Source organism: Caulobacter vibrioides OR37, from assembly GCF_000372645.1.
Taxonomy (GTDB): Bacteria; Pseudomonadota; Alphaproteobacteria; order Caulobacterales; family Caulobacteraceae; genus Caulobacter; species Caulobacter vibrioides_E.
In genome coordinates this window covers 76,910-101,411 of the sequence record NZ_APMP01000005.1, presented here as the reverse complement: position 1 = coordinate 101,411, position 24,502 = coordinate 76,910, and the positions used below count along the sequence as shown (strand labels likewise).

Annotated in this window: 23 protein-coding genes and 1 tRNA gene; 8 read left to right on the top strand and 16 right to left on the bottom strand. The window is 68.5% G+C overall.

Going from position 1 to position 24,502, the window contains the following annotated elements:
• Nucleotides 1-71 precede the first annotated feature (71 nt).
• Both rfbD (OR37_RS06550) and OR37_RS06545 read right to left on the bottom strand, forming a co-directional pair.
• A complete protein-coding gene (gene rfbD / locus OR37_RS06550; RefSeq protein ID WP_004617266.1) occupies nt 72-959 on the bottom strand; it encodes a dTDP-4-dehydrorhamnose reductase in 888 nt (295 codons plus the stop codon).
• Nucleotides 956-1,501 carry a D-glycero-alpha-D-manno-heptose-1,7-bisphosphate 7-phosphatase gene (locus OR37_RS06545; RefSeq protein ID WP_004617265.1) on the bottom strand — a complete coding sequence of 182 codons (546 nt, stop codon included), beginning with the start codon at nt 1,499-1,501 and terminating at the stop codon, nt 956-958. The genes rfbD (OR37_RS06550) and OR37_RS06545 overlap by 4 nt, the downstream gene beginning before the upstream one ends.
• Before the next feature lie 101 nt (nt 1,502-1,602).
• Between OR37_RS06545 and OR37_RS06540 the strand changes: the two genes are divergently transcribed.
• A complete protein-coding gene (locus OR37_RS06540) occupies nt 1,603-2,763 on the top strand; it encodes an AGE family epimerase/isomerase (RefSeq protein ID WP_004617264.1) in 1,161 nt (386 codons plus the stop codon).
• Here OR37_RS06540 and OR37_RS06535 read toward each other — a convergent pair.
• Both OR37_RS06535 and OR37_RS06530 read right to left on the bottom strand, forming a co-directional pair.
• Nucleotides 2,760-4,070: a mannose-1-phosphate guanylyltransferase gene (locus OR37_RS06535; RefSeq protein WP_004617263.1), complete on the bottom strand. Its 1,311-nt coding sequence runs from the start codon at nt 4,068-4,070 to the stop codon at nt 2,760-2,762. The two genes, OR37_RS06540 and OR37_RS06535, sit on opposite strands and share 4 nt — an antisense overlap.
• Before the next feature lie 92 nt (nt 4,071-4,162).
• Entirely contained in the window at nt 4,163-6,202 is a 2,040-nt protein-coding gene (locus OR37_RS06530) for an NAD(+) synthase (protein WP_004617262.1), read from the bottom strand.
• Nucleotides 6,203-6,399: 197 nt separating this feature from the next.
• Here OR37_RS06530 and tkt point away from each other — a divergent pair, with 197 nt between their 5' ends.
• Entirely contained in the window at nt 6,400-8,361 is a 1,962-nt protein-coding gene (gene tkt / locus OR37_RS06525; RefSeq protein ID WP_004617261.1) for a transketolase, read from the top strand.
• Nucleotides 8,362-8,378: 17 nt separating this feature from the next.
• Here tkt and OR37_RS06520 read toward each other — a convergent pair whose 3' ends face one another.
• Nucleotides 8,379-9,572, bottom strand: coding sequence for a carbohydrate porin (locus OR37_RS06520; protein ID WP_004617260.1), 1,194 nt, complete (start codon nt 9,570-9,572; stop codon nt 8,379-8,381).
• Between the two features lie 180 nt (nt 9,573-9,752).
• A tRNA-Ala gene (locus tag OR37_RS06515) sits at nt 9,753-9,828 on the bottom strand.
• 113 nt (nt 9,829-9,941) lie between these two features.
• On the opposite strand from OR37_RS06515, the gene OR37_RS06510 reads away from it, so the two are divergent.
• Together OR37_RS06510 and OR37_RS06505 are read left to right on the top strand one after the other, a co-directional pair.
• The gene (locus tag OR37_RS06510; RefSeq protein WP_085953258.1) at nt 9,942-10,256 is read left to right on the top strand and encodes a YggT family protein; all 315 of its coding nucleotides are present in this window, start codon (nt 9,942-9,944) and stop codon (nt 10,254-10,256) included.
• On the top strand, nt 10,249-10,533 hold the full coding sequence (locus OR37_RS06505; protein ID WP_004617257.1) for a DUF167 domain-containing protein: 285 nt from the start codon (nt 10,249-10,251) through the stop codon (nt 10,531-10,533). Before OR37_RS06510 ends, OR37_RS06505 begins: the two co-directional genes overlap by 8 nt.
• Nucleotides 10,534-10,643: 110 nt before the next feature.
• On the opposite strand, the gene OR37_RS06500 is transcribed toward OR37_RS06505, so the two are convergent.
• From OR37_RS06500 to purU, 8 genes are all read right to left on the bottom strand, one after another.
• The gene (locus OR37_RS06500) at nt 10,644-11,066 is read right to left on the bottom strand and encodes a very short patch repair endonuclease (RefSeq protein WP_004617256.1); all 423 of its coding nucleotides are present in this window, start codon (nt 11,064-11,066) and stop codon (nt 10,644-10,646) included.
• A 19-nt stretch (nt 11,067-11,085) separates the two neighbouring features.
• Nucleotides 11,086-12,072 carry a cysteine synthase A gene (cysK, locus tag OR37_RS06495; RefSeq protein WP_004617255.1) on the bottom strand — a complete coding sequence of 329 codons (987 nt, stop codon included), beginning with the start codon at nt 12,070-12,072 and terminating at the stop codon, nt 11,086-11,088.
• A gap of 65 nt (nt 12,073-12,137) precedes the next feature.
• On the bottom strand, nt 12,138-13,259 hold the full coding sequence (locus OR37_RS06490) for a DNA cytosine methyltransferase (RefSeq protein ID WP_035017042.1): 1,122 nt from the start codon (nt 13,257-13,259) through the stop codon (nt 12,138-12,140).
• Between the two features lie 42 nt (nt 13,260-13,301).
• Complete coding sequence (locus OR37_RS06485) at nt 13,302-14,582, bottom strand: serine hydrolase domain-containing protein (RefSeq protein WP_004617253.1); 1,281 nt, start codon at nt 14,580-14,582, stop codon at nt 13,302-13,304.
• A gap of 77 nt (nt 14,583-14,659) precedes the next feature.
• The gene (rfbA, locus tag OR37_RS06480) at nt 14,660-15,532 is read right to left on the bottom strand and encodes a glucose-1-phosphate thymidylyltransferase RfbA (protein ID WP_004617245.1); all 873 of its coding nucleotides are present in this window, start codon (nt 15,530-15,532) and stop codon (nt 14,660-14,662) included.
• A gap of 224 nt (nt 15,533-15,756) precedes the next feature.
• Nucleotides 15,757-16,617: a dTDP-4-dehydrorhamnose reductase gene (rfbD, locus tag OR37_RS06475; RefSeq protein WP_004617242.1), complete on the bottom strand. Its 861-nt coding sequence runs from the start codon at nt 16,615-16,617 to the stop codon at nt 15,757-15,759.
• Nucleotides 16,617-17,684: a dTDP-glucose 4,6-dehydratase gene (rfbB, locus tag OR37_RS06470; protein WP_004617240.1), complete on the bottom strand. Its 1,068-nt coding sequence runs from the start codon at nt 17,682-17,684 to the stop codon at nt 16,617-16,619. The genes rfbD (OR37_RS06475) and rfbB overlap by 1 nt, the downstream gene beginning before the upstream one ends.
• A gap of 84 nt (nt 17,685-17,768) precedes the next feature.
• The gene (purU, locus tag OR37_RS06465) at nt 17,769-18,611 is read right to left on the bottom strand and encodes a formyltetrahydrofolate deformylase (RefSeq protein WP_004617238.1); all 843 of its coding nucleotides are present in this window, start codon (nt 18,609-18,611) and stop codon (nt 17,769-17,771) included.
• A 189-nt stretch (nt 18,612-18,800) separates the two neighbouring features.
• Here purU and argE point away from each other — a divergent pair, with 189 nt between their 5' ends.
• Nucleotides 18,801-19,976, top strand: coding sequence for an acetylornithine deacetylase (gene argE, locus OR37_RS06460; protein ID WP_004617235.1), 1,176 nt, complete (start codon nt 18,801-18,803; stop codon nt 19,974-19,976).
• A gap of 41 nt (nt 19,977-20,017) precedes the next feature.
• Here the strand turns inward: argE and OR37_RS06455 are convergent, their stop codons facing one another.
• Entirely contained in the window at nt 20,018-21,058 is a 1,041-nt protein-coding gene (locus OR37_RS06455) for a glycosyltransferase family 2 protein (RefSeq protein ID WP_004617233.1), read from the bottom strand.
• A 36-nt stretch (nt 21,059-21,094) separates the two neighbouring features.
• On the opposite strand from OR37_RS06455, the gene rfbC reads away from it, so the two are divergent.
• The 3 genes from rfbC (at nt 21,095) to OR37_RS06440 (ending at nt 23,985) form a co-directional block, all read left to right on the top strand.
• The gene (gene rfbC, locus OR37_RS06450) at nt 21,095-21,661 is read left to right on the top strand and encodes a dTDP-4-dehydrorhamnose 3,5-epimerase (protein WP_004617225.1); all 567 of its coding nucleotides are present in this window, start codon (nt 21,095-21,097) and stop codon (nt 21,659-21,661) included.
• Nucleotides 21,662-21,801: 140 nt separating this feature from the next.
• Nucleotides 21,802-22,704, top strand: a complete 903-nt coding sequence (locus tag OR37_RS06445; RefSeq protein WP_081612889.1) for an alpha/beta fold hydrolase — start codon at nt 21,802-21,804, stop codon at nt 22,702-22,704.
• A 78-nt stretch (nt 22,705-22,782) separates the two neighbouring features.
• Entirely contained in the window at nt 22,783-23,985 is a 1,203-nt protein-coding gene (locus OR37_RS06440) for a threonine ammonia-lyase (protein ID WP_004617220.1), read from the top strand.
• A gap of 15 nt (nt 23,986-24,000) precedes the next feature.
• Here OR37_RS06440 and OR37_RS06435 read toward each other — a convergent pair whose 3' ends face one another.
• Nucleotides 24,001-24,498 carry an FKBP-type peptidyl-prolyl cis-trans isomerase gene (locus OR37_RS06435; protein WP_004617218.1) on the bottom strand — a complete coding sequence of 166 codons (498 nt, stop codon included), beginning with the start codon at nt 24,496-24,498 and terminating at the stop codon, nt 24,001-24,003.
• Nucleotides 24,499-24,502: the final 4 nt, after the last annotated feature.

Below are 24,502 nucleotides of genomic sequence, written 5' to 3'. Positions count from 1 at the left end.
GGGTCGGTCACGTCGCGTCTATGGAGAAGTCGGGCGTGGGTGTACCGCGCGCCGCTCTTTGGCGCCAGCGCTTAGCCGGCCAAACCGGTGGTCACGAGGCGATCGGCGGTCCGTTCGACCGCTGGGCGCCACGGTTCCGGCGTGAAGCCGAACAGGGCGCGCAGCTTGCCCGTATCCAAAGGCGAGCGGGGCGGCCGGGGCGCGGGCTCGGCGAAGGCGGCCTGGGTGGTCGGCTCCAGTCGCGCGCGGGTCAGCGGATCGCGATCGATCGCGGCCTTGGCGAAGTCGAAGCGGCTGGTCTCGTCGGCGTTGGCGAAGTGGAACAGGCCGAACGCCGGGTCTTCGGCCGGCGCGGCGGCCCAACGCGGCGCGGTCGCCAGCAGAAACGCGGCCAGGGCCTCGCCGTCGGTCGGCGTCCCGAACTGGTCGGCGACGACCTTCAGCACCTCCCGCTCGCGGGCCAGGCGCAGCATGAAGCTGACATAGTTGCGGCCATGCCGGGAGAAGACCCACGAGACTCGCAGCGCCACGGTCCGGGCATGGGCGAGGACCGCTTGCTCGCCGGCCAGCTTCGAGCGGCCATAGACATTGATCGGTGAAGGCGCGTCGGTCTCGACATAGGGCCGGTCGGTCAGGCCGTCGAACACCGCGTCGGTCGATAGATGCACGAGCGGCAAGTCGCGCTCGGCGCACGCCCGCGCCATCTCGCCGGGAGCGCGAGCGTTGACCGCGAAGGCCTCTCCGGCAAGCGTCTCGGCTCGGTCCACCTGGGTGAAGGCGGCGGCGTTGAGCACGAGATCGCAGTCGGCGCCCAGGATCGCGGCGCGGATAGCGTCGGTGTTCTCCAGGTCGAGATCGGCGCGGGAAAGCGCGATCACCTCGACGTCTTCCCGTCCGCGCGCGGCGGCCTGAAACGCCGTGGCGACCTGGCCGGTCTTGCCCAGCAGCAGGATCTTCATCTCAGCGCCGCAACGCGCTCGCCCAGCACCTGGCTGACAAAGGCCCTCAGATCGCCGCCCGGGAACAGATAGCCCGGTACGCCCGCCCGCGCGCCGGCTTCGACGTCGATATCGCGATCGCCGATGATCACGGTCTCCAGTGGCGTCAGGTTCCAGTCGGCCAAGCCCCGCAGGATCATGCCGGGATTGGGTTTACGGTCTGGATGGTCTGCGACGCGGTAGGCTTCGATGATCGCGGTCTCGTGAAACGGCGAGTGATAGAAGGCGTCGATACGCCCTCCCAGCGCGTCCAGTTGCGCCTGCATGGCGGCGTGGAAGCGGTCCATGGCCGGTTCGTCGAAATAGCCCCGGCCGATGCCCGACTGGTTGGTGACCACCAGCACCTTCAGGCCCGCCCGGGTCATGGCCGCCACCGCCTCGCGGGCGCCGTCGATCCAGTCCAGCTTGGCCGGATCGGAGACATAGCCGTGGTCGATGTTCAGGACCCCGTCGCGGTCCAGGAACACGGCCTTCAGCGGCGGAAGATCGAGGGCGCTGATCATGGTCGGACCACTACCCCGGCCGTCGCCGAAACGCCATGCCGCTGTCTTGGCCTTGGGCCACGACCTCGCCTAGAAAGACGTGCATCTCGCTGGAGCTTCCGATGAACGCCTTCGCCGACGCCGCCCGCCTGCGCGACCGTCTCAAGACCTGGGCGACCGAAGCGGCCTATCCGCTTTGGTGGCGCGCGGGGGCGGACCACGCGAAGGGCGGGTTCTTCGAGAAGCTCGACCAGGAGGGCGCGCCGGTCGATGGTCCGCGCCGCGGCCGGGTTCTGCCGCGCCAGATCTACTCCTTCGCCATCGCTGGCGATCTAGGCTGGAACGGGCCCTGGCGCGAAGCCGTGGAGCACGGTTTGTCGTTCTACCTCGCGCGATATCGTCGCCCGGATGGGCTCTTCCGCGCCCTCGTTGGGCCGAACGGCGAGAGCCTGGACGAGACCGCCGACCTCTATGACCAAGCTTTCGCCCTGTTCGCCCTGGCGGCGGCGGCCAAGGCGGCGCCGGCCCGCGCCGACGAGGTCCGCGCCATCGCCGTGGCGGTGCGCGACAAGCTGGTCGCCGAGCGCAAGCACCCGATGGCGGGCTTTCACCAGACAAACCCGCCGACCGCGCCGCTGCAGTCGAACCCGCACATGCACCTGTTCGAGGCCATGCTGGCCTGGAACGAGATCGACGCGGACCCGGCCTGGCGCGCCCTGGCCGACGAGATCGCCCAACTCGCGCTTTCCAGATTCATCCATGGCCAGAGCGGCCAGATTCGCGAGTTCTTCGATCTTGACTGGAACCCCGCGCCGGGCGTCGAGGGACGGATCTGCGAACCGGGCCATCAGTTCGAGTGGGGGTGGCTGCTGCTGCGCTGGAGCAAGCTGGCGGGACGGGCGGACGCCGAGGCCGCCGCGCTGAAGATGATCGACGCCGCCGAGACCCACGGAACCGATTTGGCGCGCGGCGTGGCGATCAACGCCTTGCTGGACGACTTCTCGATCCACGACGCCAGCGCGCGCCTGTGGCCGCAGACCGAGCGCATCAAGGCCGCCGTGCTGGCCGCCGAACTGACCGGCGAGCCTCGCTATTGGGACATGGCCGCCGCCGCGGCCGAGGGCCTGCTGGCCTATCTGCGCACCCCGGTCCCCGGCCTGTGGCGCGACAAGTACTTGCCCGACGAGACCTTCGTGGAGGAGCCGGCGCCCGCCAGCTCCTTCTATCACATCGTCCTCGGTATCCTGGAAATGGACCGCGCTATCGAGGCGGGCCGGACCTAACGCGGCTTGGTGACCAGCAGGGTCGCCGCGCCCTTCGCGCGGGCCTGGGCCTCGCCTTCGAGCGCGATGATCGCGCCGGCGGCATGGACGTCGCCGGCCATCTCCAGAACGCCTTCCAGAACCTGCACGGTGGAGGCGAAGAGGGTGATCGTCGCGCCGGCCGGCGCGCGGCGCAGTTCGACGTCGAAGGCCTCGGTCGAGACCAAGGTTTCCGCGCCGCTAGGCGAGATGCTCTTGCGCGAGGCGATCGAACGGCCCTTGGCCTTCAGTCCATCGACCAGGGTCTTCACGGCTTGGCTGTCCTTGCGGTGGCAGACCAGCACCGCGTCGGGCTCGGCCACGACGACGATGTCGCTGACGCCGATCACGCCGACATAGGGGCCCGTCGTCCGCACCAGCACGCCGGAAGCCTTGTGCAGGTCGACGTCGCCGTCCTGGGCGTTGCCATGGTGGTCGCGGACCGAGGCCTCCCAAATGGCGTCCCAGGCCCCCAGGTCCGACCAGGCGAAGGCGGCGGGCGCGACGGCGGCTCTCGTGGTGCGCTCCATCACCGCATAGTCGAGCGAGATCTTCTTGGCCTGGCCGAAGGCCTCGCGGCTCAGGCGCCCGACGCCAGCCTCCAGCGAGAGCCCGGCGACACAGGCCTTGGCGGCCGCGGCCACCGTAGGCTCGAACGCCTCGAACTCGCCCAGCAGCGTGGCGGCCTTGAAGGCGAAGTTGCCGCTGTTCCAGAGGTAGCCTTCCAGCAGGTACCGCTCGGCGGTCTCCTGGTCCGGCTTTTCGACGAACGCGGCGACCGCTCGCACCGAACCGTCGAGCAGCGCCTCGCCGGGGCGGATATAGCCAAAGCCGGTGGCCGGCACGGTGGGCTGCACGCCGAAGGTGACGATGAGGTCGTGTTCGGCGGCCCGGGCGGCGGTCAGAGCCGCCTCGCCGAAGATCTCGGGCTGGGCGATGTGGTGGTCGGCGGCCAGCATCAGCACGACGCCGTCGGGGTCCTGGCGCTCGACATAGGCCGCCGCCGCCGCCACGGCCGGGGCGCTGTCGCGGGCCTCGGGTTCGACCAGGATGGTCACCGGCGCGCCGATCTCGGCGGTCTGCTGGGCGACGAAATCGACCATGGCCTCGCCGGTGACGATGACGATCTCGGCGACGCCGGGAATGTCCTTCACCCGCAGCACGGTCTCCTGGAACGAGGAGCGCTCGCCGACAAGTTTCAGGAACTGCTTGGGCTGGTCGCTGCGCGACGCCGGCCACAGACGTGTGCCCGAACCGCCGCACAGGATCACCGGATAGATCGAAGCCAAGTGATGTCCCCACACACTTCAAGACTTGCCCTCCTGATAGAGGGTCATTGCAAAGGGTGCTTAAAGCCAAAGCGCGCGGGAACGAAGAGTTTTCATCCCGCTGGCGTGTTGGCGCGCAGTTCGGCGAGCCAGGCGTCGGCCGTGGCGTCGGACGGCATCCGCCAGTCGCCGCGCGGAGACAGGGCCCCGCCCGACGAAATCTTGGGTCCGTTCGGCAGGGCCGACCGCTTGAACTGATTGGCGAAGAACCGCTTCAGGAAAAGTTCGAGCCACCCTCGGATCTCCGCCAGGTCGTAGGCTCGGCGTGCGTTTTCGGGCAGGCCGACGGGCCAGCCGCCCGTCTCCGCGTCATGCCAGGCGCTCCAGGCCAGGAAGGCGATCTTGGACGGCGCCATGCCGTAGCGGGTCAAATAATAGAGGTTGAAGTCCTGCAGGGCGTAGGGGCCCACGAAGCTTTCCGTCGCCTGCACCGCTTCGCCCGGCACCAGCTCCGGCGAGATCTCGGTGGCCAGGATATCCTCCAGCAGGCCGGTGGTGGCCGCGTCCACGTCGCCGGAATGGGCCACGAAGCGGATCAGGTGCTGGATCAGCGTCTTGGGCGCCCCGCAGTTGGGGTTGTAGTGGCTCATGTGGTCGCCGACGCCGTAGGTGCACCAGCCCAGCGCCAACTCCGACAGGTCCCCGGTTCCCACCACCAGAGCGCCGTTGTGGTTGGCCAGGCGGAACAGGTAGTCGGTTCGCAAGCCCGCCTGCACGTTCTCGAACGTGACGTCATAGACCGGTTCGCCGCGCCCGAACGGGTGATCCATGTCTTTCAGCATCTGAGTCGCGGCCGGCCGGATGTCGAGTTCGGCGGCGGTTACGCCCATCGCGTCCATAAGCGCCCAGGCGTTGGCCTTGGTGCGGTCCGAGGTGGCGAAGCCCGGCAGGGTGTAGGCCAGGATGTTCGCGCGGGGCAGGCTGAGTTGGTCGACCGCCTTGGTCGCCACCAGCAGCGCCTGGGTGGAGTCGAGGCCGCCCGATATGCCGATCACGAGCTTTTTGAGGCCCGAAGCCTCCAGCCGGCGGGCCAAGCCCTGCACCTGGATATTGTAGGCCTCGTAGCAGTTCTCGCGCAGCTTGGCGGGGTCCGAGGGCGTGAAGGGGAAGCGTTCGATCGCGCGCGCCAGGGGCAGGTCGCCAGCCGGCGGCTCGAACGTGAACGCCGCGAGGCGGAACGGGACCTTGGGCGGGGCCAGGGCCATGGCGTCGCCGAAGCTGCCGACCCGCATCCGTTCCTGGCGAATCCGCTCGACATCGACATCGGCGAAGGTCCAGGCCGGACCGGTCGAGAAACGCGGGGTCTCGGCCAGCAGGGCGCCCATCTCGTGGATGTCGACATGGCCGTCCCAGGCCAGATCGGTCGAGCTCTCGCCCGCCCCGGCGGCGGAATAGACATAGGCCGCGATCATCCGGGAGGATTGGCTGGCGCACAGCAGGCGGCGGGTCTCGGACTTGCCGATGGTGATGTTGCTGGCCGACAGGTTCAGCAGGATCTCCGCGCCGGCCAGGGCCTGGGCGGTGCTGGGCGGGGTCGGGGTCCAGACGTCCTCGCAGATCTCGACGCCGACCGTGAATGGCGTCGGGGCGTGGGCGCGGAACAGCAGGTCGGTCCCGAACGGGACGGCCTGTCCGGCCAGGGTCAGGGTCTTGCCGACCACGCCCGCGCCGGGTGTGAACCAACGGCGCTCATAGAACTCGCGGTAGTTGGGCAGGAAGCTCTTGGGAACGACCCCGAGCACGCGCCCGCCCTGGATCGCCACGGCGGTGTTGTAGAGCCGCCCCGCGTCGCGCAGCGGGGCGCCGACCACCATCATCGGCGCCAGGGTCTTGCTCGCCTCGGCCAGCGTCGCGATCGCCGCCTCCGTCGCGTCCAGCAGCACGTCCTGCTGCAGAAGGTCGTCGATCGTGTAGCCCGTCAGGCCGAGCTCGGGGAACACGATCACCGCCACGCCGGCCTCGTGCGCCTGGCCGACCAGGTCGAGCACGGCGCGCGCGTTCTCGGCCGGATCGGCCAGCTTGGCCTTGGGGACGGCCGTGGCCACCCGGACGAAGCCGTGGCGATAGGGCGAGAAGAATGACGGACCGATCAAGCGTGGCGCCTTCCAGTTATGCTTAAAGTGAGCATAAGTCTTTGCCTAGCTATAACGCCGGCGGACGATGTTGCATAGCGTCCACGACCGCCCCTTGGCGCCTGGTTTCTAGCCGTGTCGCGGGTTGACCCCTCCGGGTTCCCATGCGACTGCGCCCCTCGCGCAGCCCTGCAAAACAAAGACAAGACGGAACTTCCATGCCCGTTTCGCCCATCAAGATGGCCGACGCGATCCGCGTCCTTTCGATGGACGCGGTCCACAAGGCCAAGTCCGGTCACCAAGGCATGCCGATGGGCATGGCCGACGTCGCGACCGTGCTGTGGAGCAAGTTCCTGAAGTTCGACGCGTCTCAGCCCACCTGGCCCGATCGCGACCGTTTCGTGCTGTCGGCCGGCCACGGCTCGATGCTGCTCTATTCGCTGCTTCACCTGACCGGCTTCAAGGCCGTGACGATGAAGGAGATCGAGAACTTCCGTCAGTGGGGTTCGCTGACCCCTGGCCACCCGGAAGTCCATCACACGCCCGGCGTCGAGACCACGACCGGTCCGCTCGGCCAGGGCCTGGCCACGGCCGTCGGCATGGCGATGGCCGAGGCCCACCTGGCCGCCCGTTTCGGCCATGAGCTGGTGGACCACCGCACCTGGGTGATCGCCGGCGACGGCTGCCTGATGGAAGGCGTCAGCCACGAGGCCATCAGCCTCGCCGGCCGCCTGAAGCTCTCGAAGCTGACGGTGCTGTTCGACGACAACAACACCACGATCGACGGCGAGGCCACGATCGCCGAGACCGGCGACCAAGTCGCCCGCTTCAAGGCCGCCGGCTGGGCGGTCAAGGTCGTCGACGGCCACGACCACGGCAAGATCGCCGCCGCCCTGCGTTGGGCGACACGCCAAGACCGTCCGACCATGATCGCGTGCAAGACGCTGATCTCGAAGGGCGCCGGTCCCAAGGAAGGCGACCCCCACAGCCACGGCTACACCCTGTTCGACGACCAGATCAAAGCCGCGCGCGAAGCCATGGGCTGGGACGCCGCGCCGTTCACCGTGCCGGACGACATCGCCAAGGCCTGGAAGAGCGTCGGCCGTCGCGGCGCCAAGGTTCGCAAGGCCTGGGAAGGCAAGCTCGCCGTCTCGATCCACGCCAGCGACTTCAAGCGCGCCATGGCGGGCGAGCTGCCGGCTAACGCCTTCGAGGCGCTGGACGCCCACATCGCCAAGGCCGTGGAGACCAAGCCGGCCAACGCCACGCGCGTCCACTCGGGTTCGGCCTTGGATCACCTGATTCCGGCGATCCCCGAGATGATCGGCGGCTCGGCCGACCTGACCGGCTCGAACAACACCCTGGTCAAGGGCATGGGCGCCTTCGATGCGCCGGGCTATAACGGCCGCTACGTCCATTATGGCGTCCGCGAGTTCGGCATGGCGGCGGCCATGAACGGCATGGCGCTGCATGGCGGCGTGATTCCCTATTCGGGCACCTTCCTGGCCTTCGCCGACTACAGCCGCGCGGCGATTCGCCTAGGCGCCCTGATGGAGGCCCGCGTCATCCACGTGATGACCCACGACTCCATCGGCCTGGGCGAGGACGGCCCGACCCACCAGCCGGTCGAGCACGTCGCCTCCCTGCGCGCCATCCCGAACCTCCTGGTCTTCCGTCCCGCCGACGCGGTCGAAGCCGCCGAGTGCTGGAAGGTCGCTCTGCGGCAACAGCGGACGCCGTCGGTCATGACCCTGTCGCGCCAGAAGACGCCGCACGTCCGCACGCAAGGCGGCGACCTGTCGGCCAAGGGCGCTTATGAGCTGCTGGCGGCCGAGGGCGGCGAGGCTCAGGTGACGATCTTCGCCTCGGGCACGGAAGTCGGCGTCGCCGTCGCCGCGCGTGACATCCTGCAGGCCAAGGGCAAGCCGACCCGCGTCGTCTCGACCCCCTGCTGGGAGCTGTTCGCCCAGCAGGACGCCGCCTACCAGGCCTCGGTCATCGGCAAGGCGCCGGTGCGCGTGGCCGTCGAGGCCGGCATCAAGATGGGCTGGGAGCGCTTCATCGGCGAGGACGGCAAGTTCGTCGGCATGACGGGCTTCGGCGCCTCGGCGCCGTTCGAGCGTCTCTACAAGGAATTCGGCATCACCGCCGAAGCCGTCGCCGAAGCGGCGCTGGCCTGATCCATCGTCGGGGTGGTCTAGAAGGCCACCCCGAACCGGACGGCGGCCACCAGCGCGTGGCCGAGCGCCCGGTCGCCGCCGGGATCCTTCACATATTGCAGGTCGGGCTGGATCGTGACCGGGCCGATCTTGTCGGCATAGGTCACCTCGATCGCCCGTTCCGAGCCGCTCAGGCGTCGACCGTCGTCGAGGGCGTTGTCGCGGTATTTGCGCGACAGCAGGGCTTGGTTGAGCCCGATCGAGAAGGCGCTGTCGGGGCGGCCGGCGAACACCCGCTTGACCAGGACGCCGGCCTGCCAGCCGCCATGGAAGGCGGTGGTGTCGCCGTCCGACAGGCCCAGGCGGGCGAAGGCGGTGGCATGGCGCGGCGCGTTCCTGTCGCCCCGGGTCAGCGCGCGTTCCAGCAGCAGATAGGCGCCTTGGGCGGTGGCCGGGGCGGGATCGCCGTCGGGCGTCGTCAGTCTCAGGTCGTCCTGCTTTCGGGTGTAGCGCCAGACGCCGGCGGCGATCTTGCCGTTTCCGGTCCAGCCGGCCTCGGCCACCAGCAGCAAGCCGTTGTCGAACGAGGTCTCGACGCCGCCGGGATCGCCGAGGACCCCGGCATGGGCGTTCAGCGCGACGGCCTGGGCATAGACGTGCGGGTTCGGCGTCACCCGCAGGCGCGCGGCCAGCGCCGTCGAGGGAAAGATCGAGGGACCGTTGGGACCCGTCGCCGCCAGCTCCGAGCCGATGCCAAAGGCCGGCGCCAGCAGCAGGCCGGCGCTTTCGTTGGCGTAGAATTCGCTGTTCAGGTCATAGAGCCCGGCGCGCATCGAAGCCTTCTCGCCGAAGCTCTGTTCGACCCAGGCCTCGAACAAGCGGGCGCGCTGGCGGGCGACCTCGATATTGTCGACGCCCTGCAAGCTGCCGGTGTCTTCGTTCGGCCGACCGCCGCTGTTGTCCAGCAGCTGGAAGTGGGCGGTGGCGTTCTTCCAGCCGACGGCCCTTTCCAGGTCCAGGTCGCCGAAGATCTGCAGGTCGTCCAGCACGCGTCCGCGCTTGGCCAGGCCGCCGCTCAGGGTTCCGGCGATATCGGCCCTGTAGGCGCCCGACAGCTTGAGCGCCGACCCGCCCTCGGCCCAGGCTGGGTTCGAGGCGGTCAACAGCCCGGCGGCCAGGCCAAGACCAACCGCCGCCTTATTAATCGCCCGGCCGAGATTCGATTGGCCCATTCCAGCCCCCATCAGCCCGACATGCGATCGGGCCGGATCAATCTCTCCGCGACGAGAGTCGATTTGGTAAACCTAGGCTGTGGCGCATGGTCGCGGGTTCAACCCAAGGGTGGCGATAGACCGCGCGAAGCCGCGCTGGACGGGGCGTCACAGCTACAGTCGCATTTTGTCGGAGGTCCTTGGTGGAGCCGAGGGGAATCGAACCCCTGACCTCCTCATTGCGAACGAGGCGCTCTACCATCTGAGCTACGGCCCCAAGGAGCGGCGGAGATACGGCCCTTGGAGCCGCGCGTCAAGCGGGGTTATCGCGATGCCTTGTCAGCAACCGCCAGGCGCGGCAAGAAGCGGGAGCGTCCGGACGGAAAACCCATGGCCCCCATCATCAATCTCGTCTTCTTCATCATCGATGCGCTGCTGGACCTGCTGTGGTGGGCGATCGTCATTTCGGCGATCCTCAGCTGGCTGTTCGCGTTCGACGTGATCAACCGTCGCAACCAGTTCGTTTATAACGCCGCGACCTTCCTGGACCGGGTGACGGACCCGATCCTGCGGCCTTTCCGGCGGATCATCCCGTCGATCGGCGGCGTCGACATCAGCCCGATCATCGTGCTGCTGCTGTTGCGCGGCGTGCAGATGTTCATTCTTCCAGCCCTGCAGGGGACCCTGCTGCGCCTCGTTGGCTGAGGTCCTGGCCGTCCGGCTAACGCCGCGCGGCGGTCGAGACGGCGTCGACGGCTGGGCGCTGGACGCCGACGGCCGAGCCTATCTGAAGGTGCGGGTCGCCAGCCCGCCGGTCGACGGGGCGGCCAACGCCGCCCTGGTGGCTTTTCTGGCCAAGAGCCTGAAGATCCCGCGCTCGGCGATTCGTCTGGCGGCCGGCGAGACCGCTCGGCTGAAGCGTCTCGAACTGGAGGGCGTGGGTCCCGACGACCTGGCGCGCGCGTTCGGCCCCCGGCCTTGAGGGCGCGGATCAGGGGGCCGCTAGAGCGTGATAGCGAAAGTGTGAGCGGTTTCGGCGGTTATCACGCTCTAAATGTTTGATTTAGAAACTTATTTTCCGCTCGAATGATTTCATTCGAGCGAATAAGGCTCTAGGAGCGCCGCGAGTCGGGCGGTCAGAGCGGTCTCGTCCTTAAGATCGCACTCCCAGACCACCTCGACCCGCCAGCCGTCCGTCTCCAGCGCCGCGATCGCGCGCGCGTCGCGGGCGACGTTGCGGCCCACCTTGGCCAGCCAGTAGTCGCGATTATTCTTCGGCACGCGCGAACCCCGCGCGCAGTCGTGGCCGTGCCAGAAACAGCCATGGACGAAGATCGCCAGCCGGCGCCCCGGCAGGACGATGTCGGGATGGCCCGGTAGGTCCCGACGGTGCAGGCGATAGCGCGCGCCCAGGCGAGTCAGGACACGCCGCACGGTCCTTTCGGGCGTCGTGTCCTTGCTCTTGACCCGCGCCATGACCGCCGAGCGCTTGGCCTTGTCATAGACGTCGGTCAAGGCGCGCGGCTCGCTGGCCCTACAGCCCCTCGAACAGGGCGGTGGACAGATAGCGTTCGGCGAAGCTGGGGATGATGGCCACGATCAGCTTGCCGGCGTACTCGTCGCGAAGGGCGAGGTCGAAGGCGGCGGTCAGGGCCGCGCCGGAGCTGATGCCGACCGGCAGGCCCTCGGTCGCGGCCGCGCGGCGGGCCATGGCGAAGGCGTCGTCATTGCTGACCTGGACGATGTCGTCGATCACGCCCCGGTCCAGGATGCCGGGCACGAAGCCGGCGCCGATGCCCTGAATCTTGTGCGGACCCGGCGCGCCGCCCGACAGCACCGGCGAAGCCTCGGGCTCGACCGCGACCATCTTCAGGCCGGGCTTGCGGGCCTTCAGCACCTGGCCGACGCCGGAGATCGTGCCGCCGGTGCCGACGCCCGAGACCACGGCGTCAACCGCGCCGGCGGTGTCGTTCCAGATTTCCTCGGCCGTGGACACGCGGTGGACCAGCGGATTGGCGCTGTTCTCGAATTGCTGGGGCATGACCGCGCCTGGCGTGGCCTCGACCAGTTCCTGGGCGCGGGCGACGGCGCCGCGCATCCCCTTCTCGGCCGGGGTCAGCTCCAGCTTGGCGCCCAGCAGCAGCAGCATCTTGCGGCGCTCGATCGACATGCTCTCGGGCATGACCAGGGTCAGCTTGTAGCCCTTGGCCGCGGCCACGAAGGCCAGGGCGATGCCGGTATTGCCCGAGGTCGGTTCGACGATGGTCGCGCCAGGCTTCAGCACGCCCTGGGCTTCCAGCGACTCGATCATCGCCGCGCCGATGCGGTCCTTGACCGAGGCGATCGGGTTGAAGAACTCCAGCTTGGCGACAACCTCGCCCTTCGGCTTCAGCTCGGCCGACAGGCGCGGCAGGCGCACCAGCGGCGTGTCGCCGATCGTGTCGATGATGGAGTCGTAGATCTTGCCGCGACCGGCGCGCTTGAAGCGGGCGGCGTCATAGAGGGAGGAAGCGTCGTCCATCGGAACACCTCGGAGGTTGCGGGAAGCGGCGCACCCTAGACCCCTATCCCCCGGCTGTCAGGAGGTCATTCGGCGGCAAGGCTTGCAGTTTTGCTATAGACGAGCGGCTCCAGGAGCGTTTCCGCGAGCCACCGCACCGCCGGAACCGCGACGCCGTCGCCGACCACCTGCAGGCCCGAGGTCTGCGAGGCGGGGAGCTGGTAGCTGTCGGGCAGGCCCATCAGGCGAGCGCCTTCGCGGGCGGTGAGCAGGCGCGAACGCACCTGACCCCCGTCGATCACCAGCAGGGTCTGCCGGGACGAGCCGCCGCGCGGCGTGCGCAGGCAGCCGGCGAGGCCGTCGAACCGCACCTCGGCCCGTTGCTGGGTCCCCCGCATCCGGCGGAACACCGCGCCGACCGCGCGGCCGCCGGCGTTTCGCCTCGTTTCCACGGCCTCGCGGTGGGCTGGAGCCATCAGGGCCAGCAGAGCCTCGGTGCGCTCCGGCGGATTCCAGCTGACCGCCGCGTCCGGTTCCAGCATGGCCGAGAGGTCGGTGTTGCGCGCGGGCGGCGCGGGCGCGCCCCACCAGATCCAGTGCGTGTGCAGGTCCCGCGGCAGTCGCGCGGCCGCTTCGCGAATGGCGCGGCTGTGGAATACGCTGGCGCCCTCCAGGCCGGCGGTCGGCAGGCGGGTGGCGACCACGAAGACGCGCGGACGCGACTGCGGCGCGAAGGCCGCCGCGTCGATCTCCAGCGCGCCGAAGCGATAGCCTTCATCGCCGAGCGCGCCACACAGGGCGGTGAAGTCCTCGCCATGGTGCGAGGTCAGGAGGCCTACGACGTTTTCGATGACGATCACCGGCGGGGCGCGGCCCTCGGCCGACAGCGCCTTCATCAGCGTCCAGAAGCCGAAGAAGGCCGAAGACTTGCCGCCCGCCAGGCCTGCCCGGGCGCCGGCGAGGCTGAAATCCTGGCAAGGGCTGGACGCCCAGGCCAGGTCCGCGGTCGGCAAGTCCTGGGCGTCCAGCGCGAAGACATCGCCCTGACGGAAATGGCCCTCGGCGTCCGCGAAATTGGCGCGATAGGTCGCGGCCTTCACGGGATCGAAGTCGTTGGCGAAGGCGCAGGTCCAGCCGTCGCCGAGGCCGATGCGGGCCATGCCGCCGCCGGCGAAGAATTCCAGGAATCTTGGACGCGCGCGAGTCATCGCCGGGGAGACTAGCCTGTTCGCGCGCGCGCGCCAGGGAGACTAGTCGCCCTTGGGCCCCAGATAGTCCGGGCCGTAAACCGCCGCCCTCAGATCATGATGCAGCGTGCCGTCGAACGGGAAGGTCTGGACGAAGAAGACGGCGGTCAGCCGGTTGACCGGATCGACCCAGAACAGGGTGCTGTCGCGGCCGTCCCAGAAGAATTCGCCAACCGCGCCGCGATTTTCCGCCGCCGTCCGGGGCTGCTTCACGCGCACCGCGAAGTCGAGGCCGAAGCCGACCGAGCCCTTGCTTGGCAGCCACCAGCGGTCGGTGACGCGCGGATCCAGCTGATCGGTCGCCATCAGGCGCACGGTCGAAGGTCTGAGAATCTGGACCCCGTCCAAGGTTCCGCCGCCCAACAGCATGCGCGTGAAGCGCGCATAGTCGTCGATCGAGGCCACCAGGCCCGCTCCGCCCATGGTCATGCGCCGCGTGGGATCGAAGTTCATCCGCCGCGTCTCGGCGGGATCTTCCTTGGCGAGCTTGCCGTCGGCGCCCTTGTTGTAGACGGCGGCCAGGCGCGAGAAGGCCGACTCGGGCTGCGTCCAGCCGGTGTCCTTCATGCCCAGCGGATCGAGGATATGGGCCTTCACATAGGCTTCGAACGGCTGGCCCGAGAGCTTCTCGACCAGCAGGGCCTGGACGTCGACGGCGGCGCTGTAGCTCCAGCGCTCGCCCGGATCGTACATCAGCGGAACCTTGGCCAGCCGTCGGCCAAATTCAGTCAGGTCGTTCCGAAGCCCCAGCGGATCGGCCGCCTTGAAGGCCGCGTCGGCGGCGGTGTCGCGCATTCCGTAGGAGAAGCCGGCCGTGTGGCGCAGGAGGTCGCGGATCACGATCGGGCGCGCGGGCGGGCGCAGGCCGCCCTTGCCGTCGATCACCTGGACGCCGGCGAACTCCGGCAGATAGCGCGACAGCGGATCGTCGAGGCCGAACTTGCCCTGCTCCCACAGCTGCATCAGGGCGACGCCCGTGACCGGCTTAGTCATCGAAAAGATCTGCACCAGGGTGTCGCGGCGCATCGGCTTGCCGGCCTCGCGGTCGGCCATGCCGGCGGTCCCGAAATAGCGCTCGCGACCGTCCTGCCACACCAGGGCCGAGACGCCGACGGCGCGGCCGCTGTCGACCATGGCCTTGAGCGCGGCGTCGATCCGCGCTTTGTCGATCGAAACCGAGGCGGACTGGGACGCCGGGGCGGGATCCGGCCTCGCCAGGGCCGGGGCGGCGGGCGCGGTCAGCAGCGCCGCGACCACGGCGGCGTGGATCATCTTCCTGGACACGTGACCTCCCGGCGAACTTTTGTCGGCGCGACTGTCGCCGACGCCGAAGCCGTTTTCCAGCCTGTCGTGGTCGTCGGTCAGGCCTGCGAGGCGATCATTTCCAAATAGGCGCCATAGGGGGACTTCCGCAGCTCGTGGGCCAGGCCCAGCAAGTGCTCGGTCGAGATCCAGCCGTTCTGGTGGGCCACTTCCTCGACGCAGCCGATCTTCAGGCCCTGACGGTGCTCCAGCGTGCGCACGAACTCCGAGGCTTCCAGCAGGCTGTCGTGGGTGCCGGTGTCCAGCCAGGCGAAGCCCCGGCCCATGCGTTCGACCGACAGATCGCCAGCCTCCAGATAGAGGCGGTTGATGTCGGTGATCTCAAGTTCGCCGCGCGCGCTGGGCTTGAGGTCGCGGGCGAAGTCGACCACGCGGCTGTCGTACATGTAGAGGCCGGTGACCGCCCAGTTGGAGCGCGGCTTTTGGGGCTTTTCCTCGATCGAGACCGCCTTGCCCGCCGCGTCGAACTCGACGACGCCGTAGCGCTGCGGATCGTTGACGAAATAGGCGAAGACGCTGGCGCCGGTCTTGGAGCGCTCCTTGGCGCCCTGCAGGATGCGGCCCAGGCCCGCGCCATAGAACAGGTTGTCGCCGAGGACCAGCACGGAGGGTTCCTTGCCGACGAAGTCCGCGCCGATCCGATAGGCTTCGGCCAGACCGTTCGGCTCGGCCTGCTCGGCGTAGGTGATAGCGATGCCCCATTTGGAGCCGTCGCCCAGGAGGCCTTGGAACAGCGGCAGGTCGCGCGGGGTCGAGATGATCAACACCTCGCGCACGCCGGCCATCATCAGGACCGACAGCGGATAGTAAATCATGGGCTTGTCGAAGACCGGCAGCAGTTGCTTGCTGATCGCCATGGTCACGGGGTGCAGTCGCGTGCCCGACCCGCCGGCGAGGATAATGCCCTTCATTAGGTCTCTTCTTCAGTCCTGACTTGGCGAACCTAGAGCGTGAGGCTGAAAGTGGGAACCGGTTTCAGCTTATTTCACGCTCTAAACATTTGATTTAGAGCCTTTTTGACGCCTGAAATCGATTCCGACTTCAGGCTGAAGGCTCTAGAGCGGAATTTCCGCCGATGTGAGCCCCTTCCGGGCCTTCAACGCGATGATTTCGAAGAAATTTTGGCGGCGGGGGCTCAGACGTGACCCTTGGCCGCCAGATAGCGCGCCAGGGCGTCCGTCCAGGACGGCATCGGTCGCCCGATCGCGGCTTCCAGCTTGGCGTTCGACAGGGCGCTGTAGGGCGGGCGACGGGCGGGCGTCGGAAACCGCGCGGTCGGGATCGGAAGGACCTCGGCGGGGACGCCGGCGCGAGTGATGATCTCGCCCGCGAAGTCGCGCCAGCTGGCGACGCCGGAATTGACCACGTGATAGACGCCGGCCGGCGCCCGGGCCGCGATCAGATCGAGGATCGCCTCGCCCGCGTCCCAGCTGGCGGTGGGCGACATGACCTGATCATCCACCACCGTCAGGCGACCGCGCTCCTTGCCGAGGCGGATCATCGTCTCGACGAAATTACCGCCCTTGCCGCTGGCGCCGGCCACGCCGAACAGCGAGGCGACGCGGGCGACGACGACATCGGCGTGCTCGAGCCGGGCCAGGTCCTCGCCCAGGGCCTTCGTCGCGCCATAGACATTGACCGGGGCGCGGCCGACGGTCTCGGACAGCGGCTCGCGCTCGGCCTGACCGCCATAAACGTAGTCGGTGGAGACCTGCACAAGCCGCGCGCCCCGCGCCGCGCAGGCCTTGGCCAGGCGGCCGGAGAAGTGGGCGTTGATCGCCACGGCCGGGGCCGGATCCTTCTCGCAGTCGTCGACGCGAGTGACCGCCACGCAGTTGATGGCGACGTCGAAGTCGAGACCCTCGAAGCTCGCCGTCTCGTCGGCGGCGTCGATCCGGTCGCGGGTCACGGGCGTTAGGTCCAGGCCGCGCCGGCCGGCCAGCGCCACGAGGTCGCTGCCCAACTGCCCGTTGGCGCCGAAGAGGGCGATCCGCATCAGGCGCTCTTCAGGCCCAGGCGCTGGCCGGCGTAGCGCGCCCGCAGCGGCGACCACCAGGCCTCGTTGTCGAGGTACCACTGGACCGTCTTGCGCAGGCCGGTGTCGAACGTCTCCTCGGCTTTCCAGCCCAGTTCCGTCTCCAGCTTGGTGGCGTCGATGGCGTAGCGGGCGTCATGACCCGGACGGTCGGCGACGAAGGTGATCAGGTCCCGACGCCGCAGGCCGGGCGCGGGACGCAGCTCGTCGAGGATGTCGCAGATGGTCTCGACGACCTGCAGGTTGGTCCGCTCGTTTCGGCCGCCGACATTGTAGCTCTCGCCGGGGACGCCCCGGGTGGCGATCAGGTGCAGGGCGCGGGCGTGGTCCTCGACGTGCAGCCAGTCGCGGACATTGTCACCCTGGCCGTAGACGGGCAGCGGCTTGCCCTCCAGGGCGTTCAGCGTGACCAGCGGGATCAGCTTCTCCGGGAAGTGATAGGGGCCATAGTTGTTCGAGCAGTTCGAAACCACCACGGGCAGGCCGTAGGTGTGACCCCAAGCGCGGACCAGGTGGTCCGACGAGGCCTTGGACGCCGAATAGGGCGAGCGCGGGTCGTAGGGCGTGGTCTCGGAGAACAGGCCGTCCGGACCCAGGCTGCCGAACACCTCGTCGGTCGAGATGTGGTGAAAGCGGAAGCGGTTCTTGGCCTCGCCCGCCAGGCCCCGCCAGTGTTCCAGCGCGGCCTGCAGCATCACATATGTGCCGACGATATTGGTCTGGATGAAGTCGCCGGGACCGGTGATCGAGCGGTCGACGTGGCTCTCGGCGGCCAGGTGCATGATGGTGTCGGGACGAAAGTCCCTGATCGTCGCCGAGACGGCGTCCGCGTCGGCGACGTCGCCGCGCACGAAACGGTAGTCGCTCCGGCCCTCCAGCATGGCCAGGCTGGCCGGGGCGGCGGCGTAGGTCAGCTTGTCGTAGTTGAGGATGGCGACGTTGTTCTGGCCAGCCAGATGGCGGCACACGGCCGAGCCGATGAAGCCGGACCCGCCGGTCACCATCACGCGAAGAGCCTGCTGCGACATGACCTGGAACGTTCTCGCCTCTCGAAGAGCAGCCCCGTATCCAGTTTTTAGTGTACGCGCAACCTTCGGTCCTTCAGCGGGCGCCTAGTCGGTGAACACCACCGTCTTGCGGCCGTTCAGCAGGACCCGGTCTTCCAGCCGGTAGCGCAGGGCGCGGGCCAGGACGCGACGCTCTATGTCACGACCCTTGCGGATCAGGTCCTCGGGCGTGTCGCGGTGGCTGATGCGCTCGACGTCCTGCTCGATGATCGGACCCTCGTCGAGATCGCCGGTCACGTAGTGGGCCGACGCGCCGATCAGCTTCACGCCGCGCTGGTGGGCCTGGTGATAGGGCTTGGCGCCCTTGAAGCCGGGCAGGAACGAGTGGTGGATGTTGATGCATCGACCCTGCAGCTTGGCCGACAAGCCGTCCGACAGCACCTGCATGTAGCGCGCCAGCACGACGATGTCGGTCTTGGTGTCCTGGATCAGCTTCCAGAGATCGCTTTCCTGCTCGAGCTTGGTTTCCTTGGTCACCGGGAGGTGGTGGAAGGCGAGGCCCGTCAGATCGACGTTGGCGTAGGTCTCGGCCGGATGGTTGGAGACCACGCCGGTGATATCCATCGGCAGCTCGCCGATGCGCCAGCGATAGACGAGGTCGGCCAGGCAGTGGTCGAACTTGCTGGCCAGCAGCAGCACGCGGTAGCGCTCGGCGCGATTGCGCAGCGTCCACTTCATCTTCAGCGGTTCGGCCAGGGCGCCGAAGTTCTCGCGCAAAGCCGCGCGGTCCGCGCCGTCGGCGTCGAACACGACGCGCATGAAGAACTGGCCGGTCTCCTGGTCGTCGAACTGCTGAGCGTCGAGGATGTTGCAGCCGCGCTCGAACAGGAAGGCGGAGACCTTGGCGACGATGCCGCGCTGGTCGGGGCAGGAGAGGGTCAGGATCATGGTCCGCTCCCTCTAGAGAACCGCGCCGCCGAAGAAAAGTGACTCATCGAGCCGCTCGGGCATGAAATCGCCCGCTGCGCGGCGAGAGACCCAGCCTCGGGGCATGACCGTGCCCCATCGGCGATCAATGGCGACGAACCGGCGCGGGCGGGGTGGTCGGCGCGGGGAGAACGGGTCTAGGCTCGCGCCATGGCTGCCTCCTCCGAAGTCCTGTCCGACCGCGCGATCGATCTCCTGGCCAAGCTGGTGGCGTTCGACACCACCTCGCGAGGCTCGAACCTGGCGCTGATCCAGTGGGTCGAGGGCTATCTGGCGGATCTCGGCGTGCCCGCTCGCCGGGTGCCGAACGCCGACGGAACCAAGTCGAACCTGATGGCCACCATCGGCCCGGCGGTCGAGGGCGGGATCGTCTTGTCCGGCCATACCGACGTCGTACCGGTGGACGGTCAGCCTTGGTCCAGCGATCCGTGGACCCTGACCGAGCGCGACGGCCGGCTTTACGGACGGGGGACCTGCGACATGAAGGGGTTCCTCGCCCTGGCCCTGGCCGCCGCGCCGGAGCTGGCCAAGGCGACCCTGTCCCGGCCGGTGCACCTGGCCTTCTCCTACGACGAGGAGATCGGCTGCCTGGGCGCGCCGGACATGATCGCGGTGATCGCCGCCGAGGTCCCGAAGCCCGCCTTGGTCGTGGTCGGCGAGCCCACGGACATGGTCGCCGTGCGCGGCCACAAGGGCATCGCCACCTTCACGGTCACGGTCACGGGCCGCGAAGCCCATTCCAGCCTTACTCACCTGGGCGTCTCGGCCAACATGGTCGCCATCAAGCTGATGGCGATGCTGGTCGAACTCTCCGAAAGGCTTGAGCGCGAGGCCGATCCCGCCTCGCCGTTTACGCCCAAGGGCGCGAGCCTGACCGTCGGCATGATCCATGGCGGCACGGCTGGTAATATCCTGGCCCGCGAGTGCGCCTTCCTGTTCGATCTGCGCACGCCGGCCGGGCAGGATCCGATGGCGCTGCTGACCGACGTCTTCGCCGCCGCCGCGCGGATGGACGCCGAGATCAAGGCCAAGGCGCCGGAGGGCGGGGTCAAGATCGAGCGCCGCTCGCTGACGCCGGCTCTGGCGCCCGAGGAGAACGGCGTCGCCGAGGCCTTCGCGCGCCGGCTGGCCGGCGACAACGGCCCGCCGCGCGTCGTGCCCTACGCCGCCGAGGCCGGCCAATTCCAGGGCGCGGGCTTCTCGACCGTGATCTGCGGCCCTGGCTCGATCGACCAGGCTCACCAGCCCGACGAATATGTCGAGATCAGCCAGATGCAGCGCGGCGCGACCTTCATGCGCCGGCTGATCGAGGAGCTTTCCATCTAGGTCCGTTTCCCCGGCGAACGCCGGGAAAAGCCGAGTTGGGGTTAGACCCCGCGCCACTTCCGGATGACGAACCGCCGCCCGATAAAGGCGGCCGGGTCGATAGACATCACTCGCAGGATCGCGCCGGGCGAAGCCTTCCGCTGGGCCTGGATCGCCTCGCGGTCGGCCAGAACCTGGTCGAGATCCTCGCGCTTCAACGCCGCCTTGATCCCCCGCATTGCCGGGGCGACATCGCCGCGTCGCCAGTGCAGCAGCAGCAAGCCCGCGGTCACCGCCACGTGCAGCGGCAAGGTCACCGGAAACAGCCAGCCGGGCGTGTTCTTGACGAAGGTCCAGACCCGGTTGCGCGAGCCATGGAAGATCGAGAAATCCGACCGCACGCCGGTGCTGGCCGAGCCGACATGGGCGACCTTCGCCTTGGGCAAAAGCAAGGTCGGCTGACCATAGAGGCGCAGACGATAGCCCAGGTCGACGTCCTCGCAGTAACAGAAATACCGCTCGTCGAAGCCGCCGACCGCCAGGAAGAGGTCGCGCTCGATCAGCATGGCCGCGCCGCACGCCGAGAACACCTCGCCCTCGGGTAGGGCCTTGGGCGTCCGGCGGCCATATCCGCCCCGGAACGGTATGCCCGCGCTGGTGACATTGTCGCCGGCCCCGTCCAGCAGGCCCGGCCGATCGGCCGACAGCTGCAGCGAGGCGAAGCTCTTGACCTCGGGATGGCGGGCGACGCCGGCCATCAACTCTTCCAGCCAGTCCGGCTCGGCATAGGCGTCGGGATTGAGCAGGACCAGCCACCGCCCCTTGGCTCGCCGCGCGGCGAAATTGTTGCCGGCCGCGAAGCCGAGGTTCACGCCCGCCTCGACGAAATCCACCCAGGGATGGGCCTTGGCCGCCGCCTGGGGCGCGCCGTCGGTCGAGGCGTTGTCGACCAGGATCGTCTCGAAGTCGCGGAAGGTCTGGGCCGCCAGCCGTTCCAGGCACGGCGCCAGGGTCGGGCCGCTCTGGTAGGAGACGATGATCACGCTCACCGCCACGTTTGCGTTTGCGGAGCCGCTCTTGTGTTCGGTCGCGTCAGGCGGCATCGGTGGCCGATCGTTTCTCAAATCGAAGTCCGCGTCATGAAGATCACGCCGCTGGCGATCCCCGAAGTGCTGCTTATCACGCCCGCGCGCCATGGCGATGAGCGCGGCTGGTTTTCCGAGACCTTTCGCCAATCGGCGCTGGAGGAAGCGGGGTTCAAGGCCGCCTTCGTACAGGACAACCATGTGCGGACCACCACGCGCGGCGTCCAGCGCGGCCTTCACTATCAGAAGCCGCCGCACGCCCAGGACAAGCTGCTGCGCTGCGTGGTCGGGGCGATCTTCGACGTGGCGGTCGATATCCGCAAAGGCTCGCCGACCTACGGCCAATGGGTTGGCGCCGAGCTCTCGGCCGAAAACCGTCAGCAGCTGCTGGTTCCCAAGGGCTTCGCTCACGGCTACGTGACCCTGACCGACGCCTGCGAGGTGCTCTACAAGGTCACCGACTACTACGCCCCCCAGGCCGAGGGCGGGGTGAGGTGGAGCGACTCGGCGATTGGAATCGACTGGTCGATTCCGACGGCGGAGATCACCGCCAACGCTCGCGACAACGCCGCGCCGCTGTTGGCCGAGATCGACTCGCCTTTCGTCTACGAAGCCTCTTAAGAGCCCGACGTCCTCGGCGAAGGCCGGGGCCCAGAGTCATCCGGCGCCTTTCGGGTTCTCGCGCCATCGGTCTCGACCAAATCCGCCAAGTCTGGTGGGTTCGATCTGGCCCCCGGCCTTCGCCGGGGAAATCGGAGTGCGTGATGAGTTTCACCGACTTCTTCTGGACCTCGCACGAAGGCCTGCCGCTGCACGCCCGCGACTACGCCGCCGCTGGCGAGGCGCGTAAGCTTCCAGTGATCTGCATCCACGGCCTGACCCGCAACGCGCGCGACTTCGAGGATCTTGCGCCGAGGATCGCCGCCACGGGGCGCCGGGTGCTGGCGGTCGATGTGCGCGGCCGGGGGCTGTCGGCGCACGACCTGAACCCGATGAATTATCACCCGGGGACCTACGCGGCCGACATCGTCGCGCTGCTTGAGGCCGCCGGGGTCGACAGCGCGGTGTTCGTCGGCACCAGCATGGGCGGGCTGATCACCATGGTGCTGACCTCGCTGAAGCCGGAGGCCGTCGCCGCCGCCGTGCTGAACGATGTCGGGCCCGAGTTGTCGCCGGTCGGCCTGGCTCGCATCGCCGGCTATACCGGCATGGCCAGCCGGTTCGAGACCTGGGCCGAGGCCGTCGCCTACGCCAAGGCGATCAACGAAGCGGCCTTCCCGGCCTATGGGCCCGAGGACTGGGACGTCTTCGCCCGTCGCCTGTTCGATGAAAAGGACGGCGCCTTCGTGCTCGCCTACGATCCCGACATCTCGGCCCCGATCAAGGCGGCCGCCGCGGCCGCCGCCAAGACCCAGGCGGAGGGCGGCCAGGCCCTGGCTCCGCCGGACATGTATCCGCTGTTCCGCGCGCTGGCGAAGGACCGGCCGCTGCTTCTGGTGCGCGGCGGGATCTCGGATCTGATCGACCCGGCCATCGCCGAAAGGATGCGGGCCGCCGCGCCCGACATGGCCTATGCCGAGGTTCCGGGCGTCGGCCACGCCCCGATGCTGACCGAGCCGGAAGCCTGGGCGGCGATCCAGGCGCTGCTCGAAACGGCGCCCTAAAGGGGTGTGCCCGGAGGGCTTGGCCGTGCTAGACGCCCGACCACGGCCCGTTCCTCGCCGCGACTGAGTGCTGATCCCATGACCCTCGACCTCGCCGCCATCCAAGCCGCCGCCGGCCGCCTGAAGGGTCAGATCGAGCGCACGCCCTGCCGCCACTCCAAGACGCTGTCGAAGATCACCGGCGCCGAGGTGTGGGTGAAGTTCGAGAACCTGCAGTTCACCGCCGCCTACAAGGAGCGCGGCGCGCTGAACAAACTCATGCTGTTGTCGGACGCCGAGAAGGCCAAGGGCGTCATCGCCGCCAGCGCCGGCAACCACGCTCAGGGGCTGGCCTATCACGGCGCGCGCCTGGGCGTGCCCGTCACCATCGTCATGCCCAAGACCACGCCTTTCGTGAAGGTGCAGCACACCCGCGACTTCGGCGCGACCGTCGTCATCGAGGGCGAGACCTATGACGACGCCAACGCTCACGCCCGCAAGCTGCGCGACGAGCAGGGCCTGACCTTCGTCCACCCGTTCGACGACTACGACATCATGGCGGGCCAGGGCACGATCGCCTTGGAGATGCTGGAAGACGCGCCGGACCTCGAAGTCCTGCCGGTGCCGATCGGCGGCGGCGGCCTGATCAGCGGCGTGGCCACCGCGGCCAAGGCGCTGAAGCCCGAGATCCACATCGTCGGCTGCGAGCCGGCCATGTATCCGTCCTTCACCGCCCGAATGCGCGGCGTCGCGGCCCATTGCGGCGGCCAGACCATCGCCGAAGGGGTCGCGGTCAAGCAGGTCGGCGACCTGACCTATGGCGTGGTGCGGCCGCTGATCGACGACGTGCTGCTTCTGGAAGAGCCGCACCTGGAGCAGGCCGTCTCGCTGTACTGCAACGTCGAGAAGACCATCGCCGAAGGGGCCGGCGCGGCTTCGCTGGCGGCGCTGCTGGCCTACCCGGAACGCTTCCGGGGCAAGAAATGCGGCCTGATCCTGTGCGGCGGCAATATCGACACCCGTCTCCTGGCCTCGGTCCTGACCCGCGAACTGGTCCGCGCCCAGCGCCTGGTGTCCCTGCGGATCATCGGCGACGACCGTCCGGGCCTGCTGTCGACCGTGGCCTCCGTCATCGGAACCATGGGCGCCAATATCATCGAGGTGAACCACAACCGCCTGGCCCTCGACGTTCCGGCCAAGGGCGCGGAGTTCGACATCACGATCGAGACCCGCGACGCGCAACACACCCAGGAGGTGATGGAGGCGCTGCGCGAGAAGGGCTATCCGCCTCGGGTGGTCTGAGGCGGACTGGAGACCCTATTCCTTCGGCTTGCCTGGCCCGATGCGGTTCACGCCCAGCAGCTCGATCTTGAAGATCATCACGCTGTTGGCCGGGATCGGGCCCTTGTCCTCGGCGCCGTAGCCCAAGGCCGGCGGGACGTAGAGAATCCATTCGTCGCCGGCCTTCATCCGCTGCAGGGCGATGACCCAGGCCGGCACCAGCCCGTCCAGCGGGAACACGGCGGGCACGCCGCGCTCATAGCTCGAATCGAACACCGTGCCGTCCAGCAGCTTGCCCTCGTAATGAACCTTGACCTCGTCGGCGGGGGTCGGGTGCTGGCCGCCCGGAGGGCCTTCGCGCACGACCTTGTACTGCAGGCCCTGGGGCAGGGTAACGACGCCGGGCTCCTTGGCGTTCTTGGCCATGAAGGCGTCGGCGGCGGCCTGGTTTTCCTGGGCCTTCTTGCCGGGACCGCAGGCGGCCAGGGTCAGGCCGATGGCGGCGAGGGTCAGGAACAGGGCGCGACGGTGCATTGAA